The sequence below is a fragment of the Xanthomonas sp. WHRI 6106 genome, assembly GCF_040202405.1.
GTDB lineage: Bacteria > Pseudomonadota > Gammaproteobacteria > Xanthomonadales > Xanthomonadaceae > Xanthomonas > Xanthomonas cannabis.
Map to the genome: position 1 here is coordinate 25,980 of NZ_JBEGFC010000002.1, position 17,368 is coordinate 43,347.

Annotated in this window: 21 protein-coding genes; 11 read left to right on the forward strand and 10 right to left on the reverse strand. The window is 66.0% G+C overall.

Translation table 11 applies throughout. From position 1 onward, the window contains the following. Positions 1-190: 190 nt before the first annotated feature. The 5 genes from ABQZ09_RS03360 to ABQZ09_RS03380 all read right to left on the reverse strand — a co-directional run bounded on the left by ABQZ09_RS03360 (position 191) and on the right by ABQZ09_RS03380 (position 3,611). On the reverse strand, positions 191-793 hold the full coding sequence (locus ABQZ09_RS03360; RefSeq protein WP_349776126.1) for a glycine zipper 2TM domain-containing protein: 603 nt from the start codon (positions 791-793) through the stop codon (positions 191-193). A gap of 152 nt (positions 794-945) precedes the next feature. Then, positions 946-1,380 (reverse strand): OsmC family protein, encoded by a 435-nt coding sequence (locus ABQZ09_RS03365; RefSeq protein WP_039404806.1) that lies wholly within the window; start codon positions 1,378-1,380, stop codon positions 946-948. Between the two features lie 243 nt (positions 1,381-1,623). Further along, the gene (locus ABQZ09_RS03370; RefSeq protein WP_039404804.1) at positions 1,624-2,571 is read right to left on the reverse strand and encodes an aspartate carbamoyltransferase catalytic subunit; all 948 of its coding nucleotides are present in this window, start codon (positions 2,569-2,571) and stop codon (positions 1,624-1,626) included. 13 nt (positions 2,572-2,584) lie between these two features. Continuing rightward, positions 2,585-3,052 carry a Holliday junction resolvase RuvX gene (gene ruvX / locus ABQZ09_RS03375; protein ID WP_184556386.1) on the reverse strand — a complete coding sequence of 156 codons (468 nt, stop codon included), beginning with the start codon at positions 3,050-3,052 and terminating at the stop codon, positions 2,585-2,587. Next, entirely contained in the window at positions 3,045-3,611 is a 567-nt protein-coding gene (locus ABQZ09_RS03380; RefSeq protein ID WP_039404799.1) for a YqgE/AlgH family protein, read from the reverse strand. The genes ruvX and ABQZ09_RS03380 overlap by 8 nt, the downstream gene beginning before the upstream one ends. Before the next feature lie 308 nt (positions 3,612-3,919). Here ABQZ09_RS03380 and ABQZ09_RS03385 point away from each other — a divergent pair, with 308 nt between their 5' ends. Continuing rightward, positions 3,920-4,486 (forward strand): DNA-3-methyladenine glycosylase I, encoded by a 567-nt coding sequence (locus tag ABQZ09_RS03385; RefSeq protein ID WP_349776127.1) that lies wholly within the window; start codon positions 3,920-3,922, stop codon positions 4,484-4,486. A gap of 36 nt (positions 4,487-4,522) precedes the next feature. After that, complete coding sequence (locus tag ABQZ09_RS03390) at positions 4,523-5,422, forward strand: DUF72 domain-containing protein (RefSeq protein ID WP_228314138.1); 900 nt, start codon at positions 4,523-4,525, stop codon at positions 5,420-5,422. A gap of 12 nt (positions 5,423-5,434) precedes the next feature. Here the strand turns inward: ABQZ09_RS03390 and ABQZ09_RS03395 are convergent, their stop codons facing one another. The 3 genes from ABQZ09_RS03395 to ABQZ09_RS03405 all read right to left on the reverse strand — a co-directional run bounded on the left by ABQZ09_RS03395 (position 5,435) and on the right by ABQZ09_RS03405 (position 8,700). Further along, positions 5,435-6,109, reverse strand: a complete 675-nt coding sequence (locus tag ABQZ09_RS03395; protein WP_039566430.1) for a YitT family protein — start codon at positions 6,107-6,109, stop codon at positions 5,435-5,437. Between the two features lie 309 nt (positions 6,110-6,418). Beyond that, positions 6,419-7,549 carry a PilT/PilU family type 4a pilus ATPase gene (locus ABQZ09_RS03400; RefSeq protein WP_039404792.1) on the reverse strand — a complete coding sequence of 377 codons (1,131 nt, stop codon included), beginning with the start codon at positions 7,547-7,549 and terminating at the stop codon, positions 6,419-6,421. 113 nt (positions 7,550-7,662) lie between these two features. Then, on the reverse strand, positions 7,663-8,700 hold the full coding sequence (locus tag ABQZ09_RS03405; protein WP_003489919.1) for a type IV pilus twitching motility protein PilT: 1,038 nt from the start codon (positions 8,698-8,700) through the stop codon (positions 7,663-7,665). Between the two features lie 326 nt (positions 8,701-9,026). Between ABQZ09_RS03405 and ABQZ09_RS03410 the strand changes: the two genes are divergently transcribed. The 7 genes from ABQZ09_RS03410 to ABQZ09_RS03440 all read left to right on the forward strand — a co-directional run bounded on the left by ABQZ09_RS03410 (position 9,027) and on the right by ABQZ09_RS03440 (position 13,947). Continuing rightward, a complete protein-coding gene (locus ABQZ09_RS03410) occupies positions 9,027-9,719 on the forward strand; it encodes a YggS family pyridoxal phosphate-dependent enzyme (protein WP_166749030.1) in 693 nt (230 codons plus the stop codon). A gap of 43 nt (positions 9,720-9,762) precedes the next feature. Continuing rightward, a complete protein-coding gene (proC, locus tag ABQZ09_RS03415) occupies positions 9,763-10,617 on the forward strand; it encodes a pyrroline-5-carboxylate reductase (protein WP_184556398.1) in 855 nt (284 codons plus the stop codon). 530 nt (positions 10,618-11,147) lie between these two features. Then, the gene (locus ABQZ09_RS03420; protein WP_039404742.1) at positions 11,148-11,567 is read left to right on the forward strand and encodes an HU family DNA-binding protein; all 420 of its coding nucleotides are present in this window, start codon (positions 11,148-11,150) and stop codon (positions 11,565-11,567) included. A gap of 149 nt (positions 11,568-11,716) precedes the next feature. Continuing rightward, a complete protein-coding gene (locus ABQZ09_RS03425; protein WP_349776128.1) occupies positions 11,717-12,301 on the forward strand; it encodes a M23 family metallopeptidase in 585 nt (194 codons plus the stop codon). Between the two features lie 91 nt (positions 12,302-12,392). Beyond that, complete coding sequence (locus tag ABQZ09_RS03430; protein WP_166751903.1) at positions 12,393-12,695, forward strand: DUF3861 family protein; 303 nt, start codon at positions 12,393-12,395, stop codon at positions 12,693-12,695. Between the two features lie 171 nt (positions 12,696-12,866). Further along, entirely contained in the window at positions 12,867-13,295 is a 429-nt protein-coding gene (locus ABQZ09_RS03435) for a hypothetical protein (protein WP_349776129.1), read from the forward strand. A gap of 55 nt (positions 13,296-13,350) precedes the next feature. After that, positions 13,351-13,947 carry a YceB family lipoprotein gene (locus ABQZ09_RS03440; RefSeq protein WP_166745298.1) on the forward strand — a complete coding sequence of 199 codons (597 nt, stop codon included), beginning with the start codon at positions 13,351-13,353 and terminating at the stop codon, positions 13,945-13,947. Between the two features lie 122 nt (positions 13,948-14,069). On the opposite strand, the gene ABQZ09_RS03445 is transcribed toward ABQZ09_RS03440, so the two are convergent. Then, complete coding sequence (locus ABQZ09_RS03445; protein ID WP_104579806.1) at positions 14,070-14,612, reverse strand: type 1 glutamine amidotransferase domain-containing protein; 543 nt, start codon at positions 14,610-14,612, stop codon at positions 14,070-14,072. A 103-nt stretch (positions 14,613-14,715) separates the two neighbouring features. Continuing rightward, positions 14,716-15,183: an SET domain-containing protein gene (locus ABQZ09_RS03450; protein ID WP_039404726.1), complete on the reverse strand. Its 468-nt coding sequence runs from the start codon at positions 15,181-15,183 to the stop codon at positions 14,716-14,718. 172 nt (positions 15,184-15,355) lie between these two features. On the opposite strand from ABQZ09_RS03450, the gene ABQZ09_RS03455 reads away from it, so the two are divergent. Beyond that, positions 15,356-15,814, forward strand: coding sequence for an SUF system Fe-S cluster assembly regulator (locus ABQZ09_RS03455; protein ID WP_039404723.1), 459 nt, complete (start codon positions 15,356-15,358; stop codon positions 15,812-15,814). 15 nt (positions 15,815-15,829) lie between these two features. Then, positions 15,830-17,287 carry a Fe-S cluster assembly protein SufB gene (sufB, locus tag ABQZ09_RS03460; RefSeq protein WP_047693797.1) on the forward strand — a complete coding sequence of 486 codons (1,458 nt, stop codon included), beginning with the start codon at positions 15,830-15,832 and terminating at the stop codon, positions 17,285-17,287. The last annotated feature ends 81 nt before the right edge of the window (positions 17,288-17,368 follow it).

Below are 17,368 nucleotides of genomic sequence, written 5' to 3' on the forward strand. Positions count from 1 at the left end.
GGGAAGAAGGCTCGACGCGTCGCGTTGCACACGATCGCCGCTGCACCGTCAGCAAGCAGACGTGCGAGATTTGACCGGATCGAACGTCGCCTGCAGGAGGAAGCGGGATCTGCGCTCCCTGGCACCTCGCAGGAATAAAAAAACGCTGCGGTCTCCCGCAGCGTTCTCACATTCGCCACATCGCACGGCGTCAGTCGGGGCGCACATCCACGCGCACGCGGATCCGGTCGCCCGGGTTGTAATCGCTGCGGGTGTGGTACGTGCGGCCGGCATATTCATAGGTCACGTCATACCCGTCCACGCGCTCGCGGGTAGTGCGGTACGACACCGGCTCGCACACGCTGACATTGCCCTGATAGGTGCGGTGGTTGGCCTCGTAGATCGAACGCCCCGCCGCGACACCGGCCATGGTGCCCACGGCAGTGCCGACCAGTCGACCATTGCCGCCGCCCACCTGGCTGCCGAGCACCGCACCTGCAATGCCGCCGATCACGCTGGCGACCCCGCGGTTGGACGCATTCGGCCCGCCGTAGCCACCACCATCGCGGTAGTAGCCGTCATTGCTTGTGTAGTAGCCGTCGGACGGCCGGTTGTAGCAGCGTTCGCTGCTGCGTTCGTTATAGGAATCGGACACGATGATCGGGTCCACGCGCACCACGCGCGCATATTCGTAACGACCATCCTCGTAGCCGCCGCGATAGGTGTCGCGGTAGCCACTGTCGTACCGCTGCGCTGTGGCGTTGCCCGCCACGGCCAGACCCATTACCAGAGCACAAAGCACAAGAGTTTTCATTGCAGCAGCTTCACAGGGAGGACACGCTGCCGATGCTCGGCCTGCTGCGGTGAAACCGCCCTGAACCGGCCCGGGCGGCCAAAGCCCTATTCAGGTCGCCGCCAGCTGCGTGCGCCGGCACGTTGCACCGGCGCTGCGCAGCCTGCTGCCGGTCAGTTGGAAAACTCGCTTTCCAGGCTGATCGGCACCGCACTCAACGCCTTGGAAACCGGGCAATTCTTCTTGGCGGTATCGGCCAGCTCACGGAACTTGGCTTCGTCGATGCCCGGTACCACGGCAGTGAGCTTGAGACGGATCTGCGACAGCTGCGGGCCGCCTTCCATCGACAGGTCGACGTCGGCACGGGTATCCAGTGAGGTGGGCGGAAAGCCCGCTTCGGTCAGCTGCGCCGACAGTGCCATGGTGAAACACCCGGCATGCGCTGCGGCGATGAGCTCTTCCGGGTTGGTGCCCTTCTCGTCACCGAAGCGGCTGCTGAAGGCGTAGCGGGTGTTGTCCATCAAGCCGCTCTGCGGCGTGCTGAGCTGGCCCTTGCCGGTCTTGAGGTCGCCTTCCCAGTGAGCGGTGGCGTGACGCGAAATACCCATTGCGGTCTCCTGCGATGAAAGGGACCGCCACGATAGGCGAGCGGGTGTTATGGCGTGGTGCTCGCGTTCGGGATTCGGGATTCGGGATTCGGGAATCGGGAATCGGGAATCGGGAATCGGGAATCGGGAATCGTAAGAGCGGACTTCGGGGCGCACTTGGTGGCAAGACTCTGTCTGTTTGCCATGACGACTTCACACGCCGGACGCGACCGCGCTGGCTGGCGGCCGCGTTGCCGGTAACGCTTAACCGAGCAGGGTTTCCAGTACCGCCATGCGGACCGCAACGCCGTTGGCGACCTGGCGCAGCACGCACGATTGCGCGCCGTCGGCGACGTCGTCGGTGATTTCAACGCCGCGGTTGATCGGGCCCGGGTGCAGCACGGCAGCATCGCGGCCGGCGCGCGCCAGGCGCTCGCGGGTCAGGCCGTATTGGCTGTGGTAGTGCTCCAGCGATGGCACCAGCCCCTCTTCCATGCGCTCGCGTTGCAGGCGCAGCATCATCAGCGCATCGGCGCCTTCGAGCATGGCATCGAAATCCTGACCAACCACGCAGCCGTCCAGCATGTCGTCATCGGGCAACAGGCTGGCCGGGCCGCACACGCGGATCTCGCCGGCTCCCAGGGTGCGCAGTGCATGCAGGTCCGAACGCGCCACGCGCGAATGCTTCACGTCGCCGACGATGACCACCTTGAGCTTGGAAAAGTCGGTGCCCTTGGCCTGCCGCAGGGTGAGCATGTCGAGCAGACCCTGGGTGGGGTGCGCGCTGCGGCCGTCGCCGGCGTTGATCAATGCAGTTCCCTCGCCCGCCGCGGCGGCCAGCGCTTCCACCGCGCCATCGTCGGGGTGGCGCACCACAAACCCGCGCACGCCCATCGCCTCGAGATTTTTCAAGGTGTCGCGCGCGGTCTCGCCCTTGCGGGTGGAGGACGTGGACGCATCGAAGTTGAGCACGTCCGCGCCCAGCCGCTGTGCAGCAAGATGGAACGAGCTGCGCGTGCGCGTGGACGGCTCGAAAAACAGGGTGCATACCGCCGTGCCGGCCAGCACGCTGCGCTTGCCGACGCGGCCGACCGCGGCATCGCGGATCTGACCTGCGCGATCGAGCAGCTGCAGCAATGTCGCGCGCGGCAGTCCTTCCAGGGTGAGCAGGTGACGCAGGCGTCCGTCCGAATCGAGTTGCATGGTGGTCATCGCAGGTCGGGGATCAAGGGAGAAGAGTGGCTTGGTCAGGCGCGGCCAACCAGCGTTCGACGATCACGGCGGCGGCCATGGCATCCAGCGCCTCGGCATCGCGGCGGCGCTTGCGCCCGTCGGCACGTTCGCGGGCGAACCGCTGCGCGGCTTCGACCGAGCTGGAGCGTTCGTCGATCAGCACGACCGGCAGCGCGTAGCGCTCGCGCAATTCGCGGGCAAAGGCATGCGCCCGCTTGCGTGCAGGCTGGTCCTTGTCGTCCAGCGTGAGCGGGTCGCCAACCACCAGGCCGTCGGGCCGCCATTCCTTGTGCACGCGATCCAGCGCCGCCCAGTCCGGGCCGCCGGCATGCACCTGGACGACGGCGACCGCGCGTGCACCGGCACCGAGCGCGGTACCGACCGCCACGCCAATCCGGCGCGACCCTACGTCGAAGCCCAGCACCGTGCCATCGGGGCGGATGGTGCCCGCCTCAGGCATGCCCGGAGTAATCCGTCAGCCGGAACAGGTCCACGCCGATGCGACCAGCCGCGGTCTGCCAACGATCTTCCAGCGCGGTGGCAAACAGCACATTGGCGTCCGACGGCGCGGTGAGCCAGCTGTTCTCGCCCAGTTCGAACTCCAGCTGCCCCGCGCCCCACCCCGCGCAGCCCAGCGCCACCAGCGCGTTGCGCGGGCCTTCGCCGGCCGCCATCGCTTCGAGGATGTCGCGCGAGGTGGTCAGGAACACGCCCTGCCCCACTTCCAGGCTGGAATCCCATTCGCGCGCGTCGTCGTGGATGACAAACCCGCGCTCCGGGTGCACCGGGCCGCCACTGAGCACGATCTGCTCGCACAGCTGCGCATCTTCGGTCGCGATGCCCATCTGCGACAGCACCTCGCCCAGGGTGTACTCGGAGGGGCGGTTGACCAGCACTCCCATCGCGCCGTTTTCGTCGTGCTGACAGATCAGCGCGACGCTGCGCGAAAAGGTAGGGTCCGACAGCGCCGGAAGCGCGATCAGCAGTTGGTTGGCAAGCGGCGTGGGAACAACGGACATGCCCGCATTCTAGCCGTTCGCTCCGCCGCGCGCAGAGCCGCTGCCATACTTGGCCCCGGACGTGACCCTGGAGCGCGAATGCAGACCACACCTACCGCCAGTTGCTGCCCCGCGGGCAGGCGCCCGCCGCGCCAGGCCCGCGTGGTCACCGCGACCGCGCGCCTCCCTGCAGCGAACGCCAGCCGCCGCAGTGCAACCGGGCCGCTGGCGGGCCAACGGCGTCGCCCACTGCCGGCACGGGCGCCCTCTGCCGAAGCGGTCCACGCGCGGCCGCGCTCCGGCTTGCGCGCGCGGCCACGGGCAACCATATGAGCGGCTACTGCAGCATCGCCCCCGGCCATCCGGTGCACGGGCATTACCACGATCGCGAATACGGCTTTCCACAACGCGACGAGCGCGAGCTGTTCGAGCGCCTGGTGCTGGAAATCAACCAGGCCGGCCTGAGCTGGGAGACCATCCTGCGCAAGCGCGGCAATTTCCAGCGGGCCTATGCCGGCTTCGACGTGGATACGGTCGCGGCCTATGGCGAGGCGGACATCGCTCGCCTGATGAACGATGCCGGCATCATCCGCAATCGTCTGAAGATCCGGGCAGCCATCCACAACGCCCAGGTCATCCAGACGCTGCGCCGCACGCATGGCAGCTTTGCGCAATGGCTGGATGCACAGCATCCGCGCGACAAGCCGGCCTGGGTCAAATTGTTCAAGAAGACCTTCAGGTTTACCGGTGGCGAGATCACCGGCGAATTCCTGATGAGCCTGGGTTACCTGCCCGGCGCGCATCACCCCGATTGCGCGGCGTTTGCACAGATCCAGGCGCTGTCGCCGCCATGGGCACAGACGCCCTCACCCGCGCGCACGGTCCAGCGCGGCTAGACGCCTCCTCCACGGCACAGACGAAATGCTGGGTGCATGGCTATCCGCATCGGCATTTCCGGCTGGCGCTACCCGCGTTGGCGCGGCACCTTCTATCCCAGCGGCCTGGCGCAGCGGCGCGAGCTCGAATACGCCGCGCGCTGCTTTCCAAGCGTGGAAATCAACGGCTCGTTCTATTCGCTGCAGCGGCCGGACAGCTTCCAGGCCTGGCATGACGAGACGCCGGACGACTTCGTGTTTTCGGTCAAGGGCCCGCGCTTCATCACCCACATGAAGCGCCTGCGCGACTGCGAGCAGGCGCTGGCCAATTTCTTTGCCTCCGGCGTGCTGCGGCTGGGCTCCAAGCTGGGGCCGATCCTGTGGCAGCTGCCGCCGACATTGCACTTCGACGCCACGTTGCTCGATGGATTTCTCGCCAGCCTGCCGCGCGACAGCGAGGCCGCGCTGGCGTTGGCGCGCAAACGCGACAGCGCGCTGATGCACGGGCGCAGTGCGCTTGCGATCGATCGCAAGCGGCCGATCCGTCATGCGCTGGAGGTGCGCCACGCCAGTTTCTGCGATCCCGCCTGCATGCGCCTGCTGCGCCGTCACAAGGTGGCGGTGGTGGTGGCCGACACCGCGGGCAAGTTCCCGTATCTGGAAGACGTCAGTGCGGACTTCGTCTACCTGCGCCTGCATGGCGATGCGCAGCTCTATGCCAGCGGCTACAGCGACGGCGCGCTGGACCGCTGGGCCGCGCGCATCGATGCCTGGGCGCATGGCCGCGAGCCGGACGATGCAGTCCGTGCAGGCCCGCGCGCGCTCAAACGGGCCACGCGCGATGTGTATTGCTACTTCGACAACGACATGAAGGTACACGCCCCGTTCGACGCGCGCGGCCTGCTGCAACGCCTGCACCTGCCGACCGATTGCCCGGCGCGCGCGGGCGGCATCTGACGCGTGCGCCGATCACACGCCCATGTAGCGATGCGGGCGATGGTTGAACATCAGCACCAGACTGAGCATCAAGGCGCCCAGGGCCGAATACAGCACCTTGTCCGGGGTGAGGATGGCAAATGCCACCAGCATCAACATCGCATCGAAGCTCATCTGCACCTTGCCCGCGCTCCAGCCACGCTCGCGCTGCAGGTACACGGCCAGGATGCCGATTCCGCCCAGGCTGCCGCGGTGACGGATGAAGAACAGGATGCCCAGCCCGGACAGCGCGCCGCCAACGATCGCCGAAAACGCCGTACTCATGTGCGCGTAGTCGGCCCAGCGCGGCAACAGGTTGGTCAGCGCGCCGCAAGCGCCGACTGCCGCGAAGGTCTTCAAGGTGAATTCCCAGCCCATGCGGCGCACGCTCAGCCAATAGAACGGCAGGTTGACCAGCACGAACACCAGGCCGAAATTCCAGTGCAGGGCGTAGTGCAGCAGGAACGCCACGCCGGCCATGCCGCCGATCATCAGCCCGCCCTTGGCAAAGATCGCCAGGCCCAGCGACGCGACCAGCGTCGCCAGCACCATGCCCTGGGCGTCTTCGGCCACCGAGTGGTGATACGCCTGGTCGTCGGCGACGGTCCCGGCAGAATCCGGCGGTGGCGTCAGCGGGCCGGATGTGACCACTGCACCGTCATCGGGCAACGGTTCTTGCTCCGGACGCAGATCGGAATCGGGAAGGCTCACGGGCTTGGGCACTGCAGTGGGGTGCGTTATTAGACACTATCGGCTGGCGCGGTTACATCTGAAACCGCAGCGCCCTGACGCACGCGGCATCCGGCGTCGCCGATCGGCGCGCTTACCGTGGCCGCCGACCACGCTGGCGTGCGCCACATCCCTCAGTCATCACGCGCGTGCCGGCGCGGCAGCACCGCACTGGCGGTGCCGGGCGCGCCCAGCGGGCCGCCACTGGCGTTCGACGTGCGTGCGCATCGGCACGCCCTCCGCATTGCCTCAGCGAACTTCGGCAATCTCCACGCCATCCAGGCCCTGCGACAAGGTCTTGGCATCGCCGCCCTGCGACAGCTTGATGCGCAAACGCACCTCGTTTTGCGAATCGGCGTAGCGCAAGGCGTCTTCGTAGCTGATCTCGCCGGCCTGGTAGAGCTCGAACAGGCTCTGATCGAAGGTGCGCATGCCCAGGTTGGTGGACTCCTTCATGATCTCCTTGAGCTTGTGGATCTCGCCGTCGCGGATGTAGTCCTGCACCAGCGGCGTGCCCAGCATGATCTCCATCGCCACGCGCCGGCCGCGACCATCCGGGGTCGGAATCAGCTGCTGCGCGACCACGCCCTTGAGATTGAGCGACAGATCCATCAACAGCTGGTTGCGCCGGTCTTCCGGGAAGAAGTTGATGATGCGGTCCATCGCCTGGTTGGCGTTGTTGGCGTGCAGCGTACACAGCACCAGGTGGCCGGTTTCGGCAAAGGCCACGGCGTGATCCATGCCCTCGCGGGTACGCACCTCGCCGATCATGATCACATCCGGCGCCTGGCGCAGGGTGTTTTTCAGCGCGTTTTCCCAGCTATCGGTATCAATGCCCACTTCGCGCTGGGTGATGATGCAGCCTTCGTGCTTGTGCACGAATTCGATCGGGTCCTCGATGGTGATGATGTGCCCGGTGGAATTCTGGTTGCGGTAGCCGATCATCGCCGCCAGCGAGGTCGATTTACCGGTACCGGTGGCGCCGACGAAGATGATGATGCCGCGCTTGGTCATCGCCAGCGTCTTGATCACCGGCGGCAGGCTCAGCTCTTCCACGGTGGGAATGCGCGTCTCGATCCGGCGCAGCACCATGCCCACCTGGTTGCGCTGGTAGAAGCAGCTCACACGGAAACGCCCGACCCCGGACACGCCGATGGCGAAGTTGCACTCGTGGGTCTTTTCGAACTCTTCGCGCTGCGACGGCGTCATCACGTTCAACACCAGGTCGCGGCTTTGCTGCGCGGTCAACGGTGTCTGCGTGATCGGGCTGATCTTGCCATGCACCTTGATCGCCGGCGGCATCCCGGAGGTGATGAACAGGTCCGACGCCTTCTGATGCGCCATCAGCTTGAGGAAGGAGGTGAAGTCGATGGTGCTCATGGCGTGCTCCTCGGGAGCAGGGATTCGGGAGTGGAGATTCGGGATTCGCAAGAGCGGGGTCCGGTCAGGGAAATCGCCGTTGCGAATCCCCAATCCCGAATCCCAAATCCCGGCTACTCGAATATCCGCTTGTCCTTCGCGTACTCACGCGCCTGGTTGCGCGTGATCAGGCTGCGCTTGACCAGGTCCTGCAGATGCTGGTCCAGCGTCTGCATGCCGTATTGCTGGCCGGTCTGGATCGAGGAATACATCTGCGCCACCTTGTCCTCGCGGATCAGGTTACGGATGGCCGGGGTGCCGACCATGATTTCCCAGGCGGCGGTACGGCCGCCGCCCACCTTCTTCAGCAGCGCCTGCGAAATGACCGCGCGCAGCGACTCGGACAGCATCGAGCGCACCATCGGCTTTTCGCCGGCCGGGAACACGTCGATGATGCGGTCGATGGTCTTGGCCGCCGAGCTGGTGTGCAGGGTGCCGAATACCAGGTGGCCGGTTTCCGCGGCGGTGAGCGCCAGGCGGATGGTCTCCAGGTCGCGCAATTCGCCCACCAGGATGATGTCCGGGTCTTCGCGCAACGCCGAGCGCAGCGCCTCGTTGAAGCCGTGCGTATCGCGGTGCACTTCGCGCTGGTTGATCAGGCACTTCTGCGAGGTGTGCACGAATTCGATCGGGTCCTCGACAGTGAGGATGTGGCCGTATTCGTTTTTGTTGATGTAGTCGATCATGCCGGCCAGCGTGGTCGACTTGCCCGACCCGGTCGGGCCGGTGACCAGGATCAGGCCCTGCGGCTGGTCGATCAGCTGGCGGAAGATCGGCGGGCAGCCCAGGTCTTCCAGCGTCAGCACTTCGGAGGGAATGGTACGGAACACCGCACCGGCGCCGCGGTTCTGGTTGAACGCATTGACGCGGAAGCGCGCCAGCGACGGGATCTCGAACGAAAAGTCGACCTCGAGGAATTCTTCGTAATCGCGGCGCTGCTTGTCCGACATGATGTCGTAGACCAGCGCATGCACCTGCTTGTGGTCCAGCGCCGGAATATTGATGCGGCGGACATCGCCATCGACACGGATCATCGGCGGCAGCCCTGCAGACAGGTGCAGGTCCGATGCCTTGTTCTTGACGGAAAACGCCAATAGTTCAGCGATATCCATGCGCTGCTTTTCCCCTAGGCTGCGATTGGAAGGTACTCCCCGGCCGGCAGTATAGCGTTCCGGGTGCCAGCGGGAAGCGGCCCGCCACCAGTTCAGGTCGGCACGGCCGCCCAGGGCTGAAGGCGTTGTCTTTCGGGCATGGGCGGGCCCGGCACCTGCTTGCGAACGGCTTGCCTGGCCTGGCCAACCCCGCTGCCACGCACGTCGCCTCAGCTGCGGGAACACCCCTGCGCGCCGGCCTGGGCGCACGTGCCAGGCACGCAACGCCCTGGAAGGAAGCCAGCCGCGCCGGCACACTAGCGCTCCCGTCCTTTCTGGAATGCCACGTGCCGGTTTCGTCGCTGCAGCAGATCCTCGATGCCATCCACGCCGCGGCGGCGGCGCATGCGCGCTCCGATGTCCGTCTGCTCGCGGTGTCCAAGACCAAACCCGCCGAAGCGGTGGCCGCACTGGCTGCCCAGGGGCAGCGCGCCTTCGGCGAAAACTACGTGCAGGAAGCGCAGGCCAAGATTGCTGCCCTGCGCGAGCTGGGCCTGGAGTGGCATCTCATCGGCCACCTGCAATCCAATAAGGCCGATGTCGCCAGCCAGTGTTTCGACTGGGTGCAGACGGTGGATCGCCCCAAGCTGATTCCGCTGCTGGCGCGCCACCGGCCGGACGACCGCGCGCCGTTGAAGGTGCTGATCCAGGTCAATATCGACGATGAGGACAGCAAATACGGCTGCGCCCCCGAGGCGATCGACGCGCTGGCCGAGGCCATTGCGCTGCAACCGCGTCTGCAGCTACGCGGGCTGATGGCAATCCCGGCGCCGTTCCCGGAGCAGGCGCGGCGCGCCGACGCGTTTGCGCGCATGCAATCCCTGTTCGCACAGCTGCGGCAGGCGCACCGGCAGGTCGACACCTTGTCGATGGGCATGAGCGCCGACTTCGCCGAAGCGATCGCGGCCGGTGCCACCATGGTGCGCGTCGGCACGGCGCTGTTCGGTACGCGAGCGCCGCTGACCGACACCGCCGCCTGATCTGCGCAACGCCACACCTATTCTTATGACCGGAGTGACCACGATGCCCCTGCCCGTTTCGCCTGCGCCATCGCCCGCCCACGCCGCGCCCATCGCGTTCATCGGCGGCGGCAACATGGCACGCAGCCTGATCGCCGGACTGATCCGGCAAGGCACACCGGCAGCCGACATCCGCGTCGCCGAGCCGGTCGCCGACCTGCGTGCCGCGCTGTCGCGCGATTTCGGCGTGGCGGTGGTCGCCGACGCAGAGGCGGCGGCCGACGGCGCAGCCACCTGGGTGCTCGCGGTCAAGCCACAGGTCATGCCGGCCGTGTGTGCGCAACTGGCCGACCTCGCGCAGGCACAGCAGCCGCTGCTGCTGTCGATCGCCGCCGGCATCACCGCCACGCAGCTGCAGCGCTGGTCCGGTGGCGATGTGGCAGTGGTGCGCGCAATGCCCAACACGCCCGCACTGCTTGGCGCCGGCGTGACCGGTCTGTACGCCACCGCGCGCGTGTCCGATGCGCAGCGTGCGCACGCGACCGGCCTGCTGGAGAGCGCCGGCGTCACCGTGTGGATCGAAGACGAAGCACAGATGGATGCAGTGACGGCGGTTTCCGGCAGCGGGCCGGCGTACGTGTTTCTGCTGGCCGAAGCCATGGAAGCCGCAGCGCAGGCGCAGGGCCTGCCGGCCGACACCGCACGCACGCTGGTGCTGCAAACCCTGCTCGGCGCATCGCGCATGCTCACCGAATCAGGCGAAGCACCGGAGCTGCTCCGCCGCCGCGTGACCTCGCCCAACGGCACCACGCAAGCGGCCATCGAGACCTTCCAGGCGGGCGGTTTCGAAGCGTTGACTGCCAAAGCCATCGCGGCGGCGACCGAGCGCGGCCGCAGCTTGTCGGCTGCCAACGACTAACCTCACAACAGGTCCGCGGCGGCATCGACCGCTGCGATGCCGCCGCGCGATCCGCCGGTAACGCCAACGGCAGCGACTCGCCGGCCGCATCCAGCATCGACACGGCATCGGTGCCGGTTGCGGGCCTTCAACGCACATCCCGTTCACCGTCCCTGCAATCGATGCCAATGGACGCTGCGCAGCACGCACGCAAGGCCGCTTCGCCATCGCTCGTTGCAGCGCATGCCACCCAATGCCGACCGAAGCGCAATCGATGCGTGCTCCCCATGCGCGCAAACACGCACACCTGCCTGCGCAAACCACCTGCTGCCCTGCATCAGATGCCGCACCAACACGTGCGCCGTGTGCGTCGAGCACTGCGTTTCTGTCGGCGTTTTGCGCCGCCGGTGAACGAATCCCCGTCGAAAGACGCTTTTTTCGTGTTGTTTCATGGTTTGCCTATTGGCGGCGCGCAGCAGTTGCCCTACATTTCGCGTTGCCGACTGGGTCGGCAGACCCAACACCACCAACGAATACGGAACGTATACCTCATGGCAAAAACCGCCGCTAAGAAGGCTGCCCCCAAGAAGGCAGTGAAAAAGGTCGCCGCCACCAAGACTGCGAAGCCGGCCAAGGCCGCTACGTCGGCCGCGCCGAAGCCGATCAAGGAAGCCCTGAGCAAGACCGGCCTGGTCGCCCACATCGCCGAATCCACCCAGCTGGCTCCGAAGGACGTGCGCGCCGTGCTGGCGTCGCTGGAAGCCGCTGCGCATTCCTCGTTGAACAAGAAGGGCGTCGGCAGCTTCACCCTGCCGGGCATGCTCAAGATCACCTCGGTCAACGTGCCGGCCAAGCCGAAGCGCAAGGGCATCAACCCCTTCACCAAGGAAGAGCAGATCTTTGCTGCCAAGGCCGCAACCCGTAAGGTCAAGGTTCGCCCACTGAAGAAGCTGAAAGACGCCGCGCTCTGATCCAGCGCGCATCCGGTGTCATCGGGACGGCCTTCGGGCCGTCTTTTTTTTGCGCACATCATGACGTCAATGCAGTGCCGCACCCACCACACACCTCGCTCATCGCCGCTCCCCTACCCTGGCCGGCGTCCCTGCAAGCAGCATCTTTCGTGACCTCAGCCACTCCAAGCTCCAGCCCCGCACGCCGGCTTCGCCGCTTCTTGCTGTGGATCGCCGCGCTGTGTGTCCTGGCAGTCGCCGCACGTTGGGCGTGGCAATTGCCGATCGCAACACAACTGCGCACTACCTGGGAGTTGTCGCGGATGCCACCGCCGGAGCGCCTGGCCATCCCGGTCAAGGACGTGCGTGCGCGACACATCGCCGATACGTTTGGCGCACCGCGCGGCCGCGATCGCACCCATGCAGGTGTGGACATCTTTGCGCCACGTGGCACGCCGGTCCTGGCAGCCACACGCGGCGTGGTCAGCGCCATCCGCGACCAAGGCCTGGGCGGCAAGCAGGTCTGGCTACTCGGCCCGGCGATGGAGCGCCACTATTACGCGCATCTGGACGATTGGGCTGCAGGCCTGGCGGTGGGCGATGTGGTCGAGCCTGGCACGCAGCTGGGCATGGTCGGCACCACCGGCAATGCGCGCGGCACGCCGCCGCATCTGCACTTTGGGGTCTATGGACGCAACGGTGCGTACGATCCACTGCCGCTGCTGCGTCAAATCCCACTGCCGCCTGCCGACTGAGCGCGCTGGAACACTGCGTCATGGCCCGCGCTCTCGAGCGCGCGGCGGCCTGCCCCTATGGTGGCGTCAGTCCAGGAGTGACGCGACCACCATGTCCCGAAAACGCTACCGCATTACGGTCACGCCCATCGAAAACGACGGACGCCCGTGCGACGACCGCTGCACCATCGAGTTCGAACAGCGCTCGCGGGCGGACTGGATGCGCCTGCTCGAAGAACTGCACCTGCGCCGCGACCTGAGCAGCGACGAATGCGCCGCGTTGACGGTGGGCTCGCAGCTGCTGGAGGATCTGGCCGCTCGCCCGCGCACCCAACCCAGCGACGCCCTCGACGCGTTGCGACCAAAACTGCAGCTCCTGCTCGAGCGCCTGCAACGCGTACAGCCAGGCGCCTGAGCACCTGCGCGGTGCGCTGCGCCGCTACACTGCGCGCATCGGGGATGGGGACGCGCCATGCGCTGGATTGCAATCGTCATGTCAGTGGCCGCACTTGCCGGCTGCAGTTGTCAGCGCACCGCAGAGCAGGAAATCGCGGCCCCTCCACCATCCTCGCACCAGGCTGATGCCATGGAGCAGGCGGCCATCCACGCCGCTCCGGGTACTCCAGCGCCCGCGCCTACCGAGGATCCCGACGATGCACAGGCACGCGCCGCGTTTGCAGAAGCAAGCGCCACCGTGCAGCGTTACCTGGGCGCACTGCCCGGTGAGGCACGCGCCGATGCCGATGCGCTGTGGACGGGCGGGCGCCCGGCGCCGGTGCCCGACGACGCGGTCCTGCGCGGCATGAGCGACATCCAGTCGATGCGGATCATGAACGACCCGCCGCTGCCGCTGGATCAGCAGCATCCGCCACGACAGATCGAGGTGCCCGTGCGCGTCACCGTCCGCACCCGGTCCGGCACGCAACAATTGGTGGGCGCGTACCGCTTGCAACCACGTGCCGGCAGCGACCGCTGGGAAATCTACTCGGCCACGCTGCAGCCGGTGCTGCGCTAACCCGTGGTTCACCGGCGCCGACTAAGGTTGTGTCACCTGTTGCCGGAGTCACTCGATGAAACTGCGTTCGCTTACCGGATCCGTGCTCGCCCTTGCCTTGGCACTTCCCGCCACCGGTGCCTGGGCAGCGCCGCAGATCCAGGGCCGTCAGATCAGCGTGCAGGCCAGCGACTTGCAGCAGTATCTCGGCGGCCGTTTTCCGCAGACGCACGACACGCTCGGCGGCCTGGTCGAAATGACGGTCAGCAATCCTGCGCTGTCACTGCCGCCGGGCGACCGGCTCAAGATGGCGTTCGATCTGGCCGTGGCCACTGCCGGCGGGGCGCCATCGCCGGTGGGCAACGTGACCCTGACCAGCGCGCTGCGCTACGACGTCGCCAAGCAAGGCTTCTATCTCGACCAGCCCAGCATCGACGATTTCCGGCCGGCCCATGCCGGTGCAAAACTCGACCACAGCACCCGGCAGCTGCTCAACACCTGGCTGGCGGACTATGCGCGCAAGGAACCGATTTACCGCATCGACCCGTCGATCGCGGCGGTGATGGGCGCCGTCCAGGTGGAATCGGTCGGCATCCAGAATGGGCGGGTCGCCGTCAACTTCAACCAGAACATCGAACAGCTGGTGCCGGCGGCGGCACTCTCGGGCAAATAAGCCGCACGCTGCGACGTGCAGTGCCGGTCAACCTGCCCTGCGCAACGCAGCGTCCACACAAAGGCCCGACGCATCAGCGCCGGGCCTTTATATGCGTGCTGCCACCGGCTACGCGCTCGCCCCTAAGCGGATAGCGCCTTAGCGACGGCGGCGCTGAACGCCGGAATGTCGTCCGGCTTGCGGCTGGTGATCAACTGCCCGTCCACCACTACTTCGGCGTCCTGCCAGCGCGCGCCGGCATTGGTCAGATCGGTCTTGACCGACGGCCAGGAGGTGACGTTGCGGTCGCGTACCAGGTCGCTCTCCAGCAACAGCCATGGACCATGGCAGATCGCGGCCACTGGCTTGTGCGCCGTAGCGAAGGCGCGAATGAAGGCAATCGCCTGCGCATCGGTGCGCAGCGTATCGGGATTGAGCACGCCGCCGGGCAGGACCAGGGCGTCATAGCTGTTCGGCGTTGCCTGTGCGAGCGACCGGTCGACGGCGACCGAATCGCCCCAATCGGTATGGTTCCAGGCACGGATCGTGGCGCTGTCGCCTGGCGCGATCACATCGACCTTGGCGCCCCAGGATTCCAGCAGGCGCTTGGGCTCCGTCAGCTCGGATTGTTCGAAACCATCGGTCGCCAGCACGGCGACGGTTTTGCCAGAGAGCGAATACGACATGTGTGGGCTCCTCCTCAAAGAAGCCCGCACCCTAGGCAGCGTGCCGTTGCGCACCTGTGAACCGATGTATGCGGCGCGTCAGCGCGCGGTGTCCGCCGTGCGGTCAGCGCTTGGGCTGCAGCATTGTGCCCGTGCAGTTCTTGGAGCCGCAGCGGCATTCCCAGATCTTCTTCAGACGCGGGGTGTGGCGCTCGCTCAAGGTGATGCCGTAGTTGTAGGTGAGTTCCTCGCCGGCCTTGATGGCGCGCTTGGCCTCGATGAAGATCTTGTCCTTGCGACGGTCGTCGCCTTCGGCTTCCTCGATCACCGCTTCGCAATTGGGATTGCAGCTGTGGTTGATCCAGCGTGCGACGTTGCCTTCGTAGTTGGCGTCCAGCACGTAATCGTCGCTGAGCGTGAACAGGAAGGTGTGGCCGCTTTCCACATCGCCGGTATCGTCTGCATCCACTTCGGCATGCGTGCGCAAGCGTCCCTTGTATTGAATGATGCGCTCGCCCTTGCGGAGCGGGGCGAGGGCGAACATGCCATTGCCGTGGATACGTGACTTGCGGGCGGCAACTTTGCGCGACATGTAAGGGTCCGGTGAGGGGGCCGCTCATTGTGACCGCAGCGCGCTCATGCGCCAAGCACAAGCGCACCCGCTGCCGCAACGCCGGGTGCTTGCCGGGGGCTGAACCGGGCAGTTGGCCCTGTCCGCGCCAAAAGAGTACAATTTCGGTCCGCTTTAAGGTATTCCGTCCTTCATGTTGCGCGTCACCAAACTCACCGATTACGCCACTGTCGTGCTGACCGTGCTTGCCGCCCGGTGTGGCGAGGTCCTCAGCGCCAGCGAGCTGGCCGAACAGGCAGGCCTGGAAGCGCCGACCGTGAGCAAGATCCTCAAGCCGTTGTCGCAGGCCGGTCTGGTCGAAGGCCTGCGCGGCGTGCATGGCGGCTACCGACTGGCGCGCGCGGCCAGCCAGATCACCCTGGTGGAAATCGTCGAGGCCATGGAAGGCCCGTTGGCGATTACCGAATGCAGCCAGGACCATAGCCAGTGCGGCATCGCGCAGACCTGCGGGGTGCGCTCCAACTGGCGCCTGATCAACGACGTGGTCGGCGACGCCTTGCGTCGGGTCACGCTCGCGCAGATGTTGCAGCCCCTCTCTCTCCCTGGCGACAGCCGTCGGCGTTCCATCGCCGCACGCGTCGCGACCACCTGACCTGTAGGCAGCCCGATGGCCACCGAACTAGCTCCCCCGCAGAACGCACAGATCCTCGAACGGCTGGGCCGACGTTACGACGCCGGCTTCATCACCGCGATCGAGTCCGATTCGCTCCCGCCCGGCCTGGACGAAGACACCATCATCGCGCTGTCGGCCAAGAAGGACGAGCCGCAATGGATGACCGACTGGCGGCTGGAGGCGTATCGCCACTGGCTGAAGATGCCGATGCCGGAGTGGGCGAAGTTGAACATCGCGCCGATCGATTTCCAGGCATTGAGCTATTACTCCGCACCCAAGGGCCCGAAGTACGCATCGCTGGACGAGGTGCCCAAGGAACTGCTCGACACCTACGACAAGCTCGGGGTACCGCTGCACGAGCGTGCCAAGCTGGCCGGCGTTGCAGTGGACGCAGTGTTCGATTCGGTCTCGGTCGGCACCACGTTCCGCAAGGAGCTGGCCGAAAAGGGCGTGATCTTCTGCTCGATGTCCGAGGCCATCAAGGAACATCCTGAGATCGTCCGGCAGTATCTGGGCAGCGTGGTGCCGGTGGGCGATAACTACTTCGCCGCGCTGAACTCGGCCGTGTTTTCCGATGGCAGCTTCGTGTTCATTCCCAAGGGTGTGCGTTGCCCGATGGAGCTGAGCACCTATTTCCGTATCAATGCCGGCCACACCGGCCAGTTCGAGCGCACCTTGATCGTGTGCGAGGACAAGGCCTACGTGTCGTACCTGGAAGGCTGTACTGCGCCGATGCGCGATGAAAACCAGCTGCATGCGGCAGTGGTGGAGCTGGTGACGCTGGAAGATGCCGAGATCAAGTATTCGACGGTGCAGAACTGGTATCCGGGCGACGAGAATGGTGTTGGCGGCATCTACAACTTCGTGACCAAGCGTGCCGAATGCCGTGGCGCGCGCAGCAAGGTGACCTGGACCCAGGTCGAAACCGGCTCGGCCATCACCTGGAAGTACCCGTCGTGCGTGCTGCTTGGCGACGATTCGGTGGGCGAGTTCCATTCGGTCGCGCTGACGCACCACCGTCAGCAGGCCGATACCGGCACCAAGATGATCCACATCGGCAAGCGCACCAAGAGCAAGATCGTCAGCAAGGGCATCAGCGCCGGGCGCGGGCAAAACACCTATCGCGGCCTGGTCAAGGTGGACCGCAACGCCGATGGCGCACGCAACTACACCCAGTGCGATTCGCTATTGATCGGCAAGCAATGCGGCGCGCACACCTTCCCCTATATCGAGGTGAAGAACCCGGGCGCCACGGTCGAGCACGAGGCCACCACGTCCAAGATCAGCGACGACCAGCTGTTCTATTGCCGCGCGCGCGGCATCAGCCAGGAAGACGCGGTGTCATTGATCGTCGACGGCTTCTGCAAGCAGGTGTTCCGCGAGCTGCCGATGGAGTTCGCGGTGGAAGCCAAGAAGCTGCTGGAAGTCTCCCTGGAAGGCAGCGTCGGCTGACACTGCCTGCAGGGATTCGGCATTGGAGATTGGAGATTCGCAAAGTCTCGCTCCCTGCCATCCTGACTCTTCTGCTGTTAC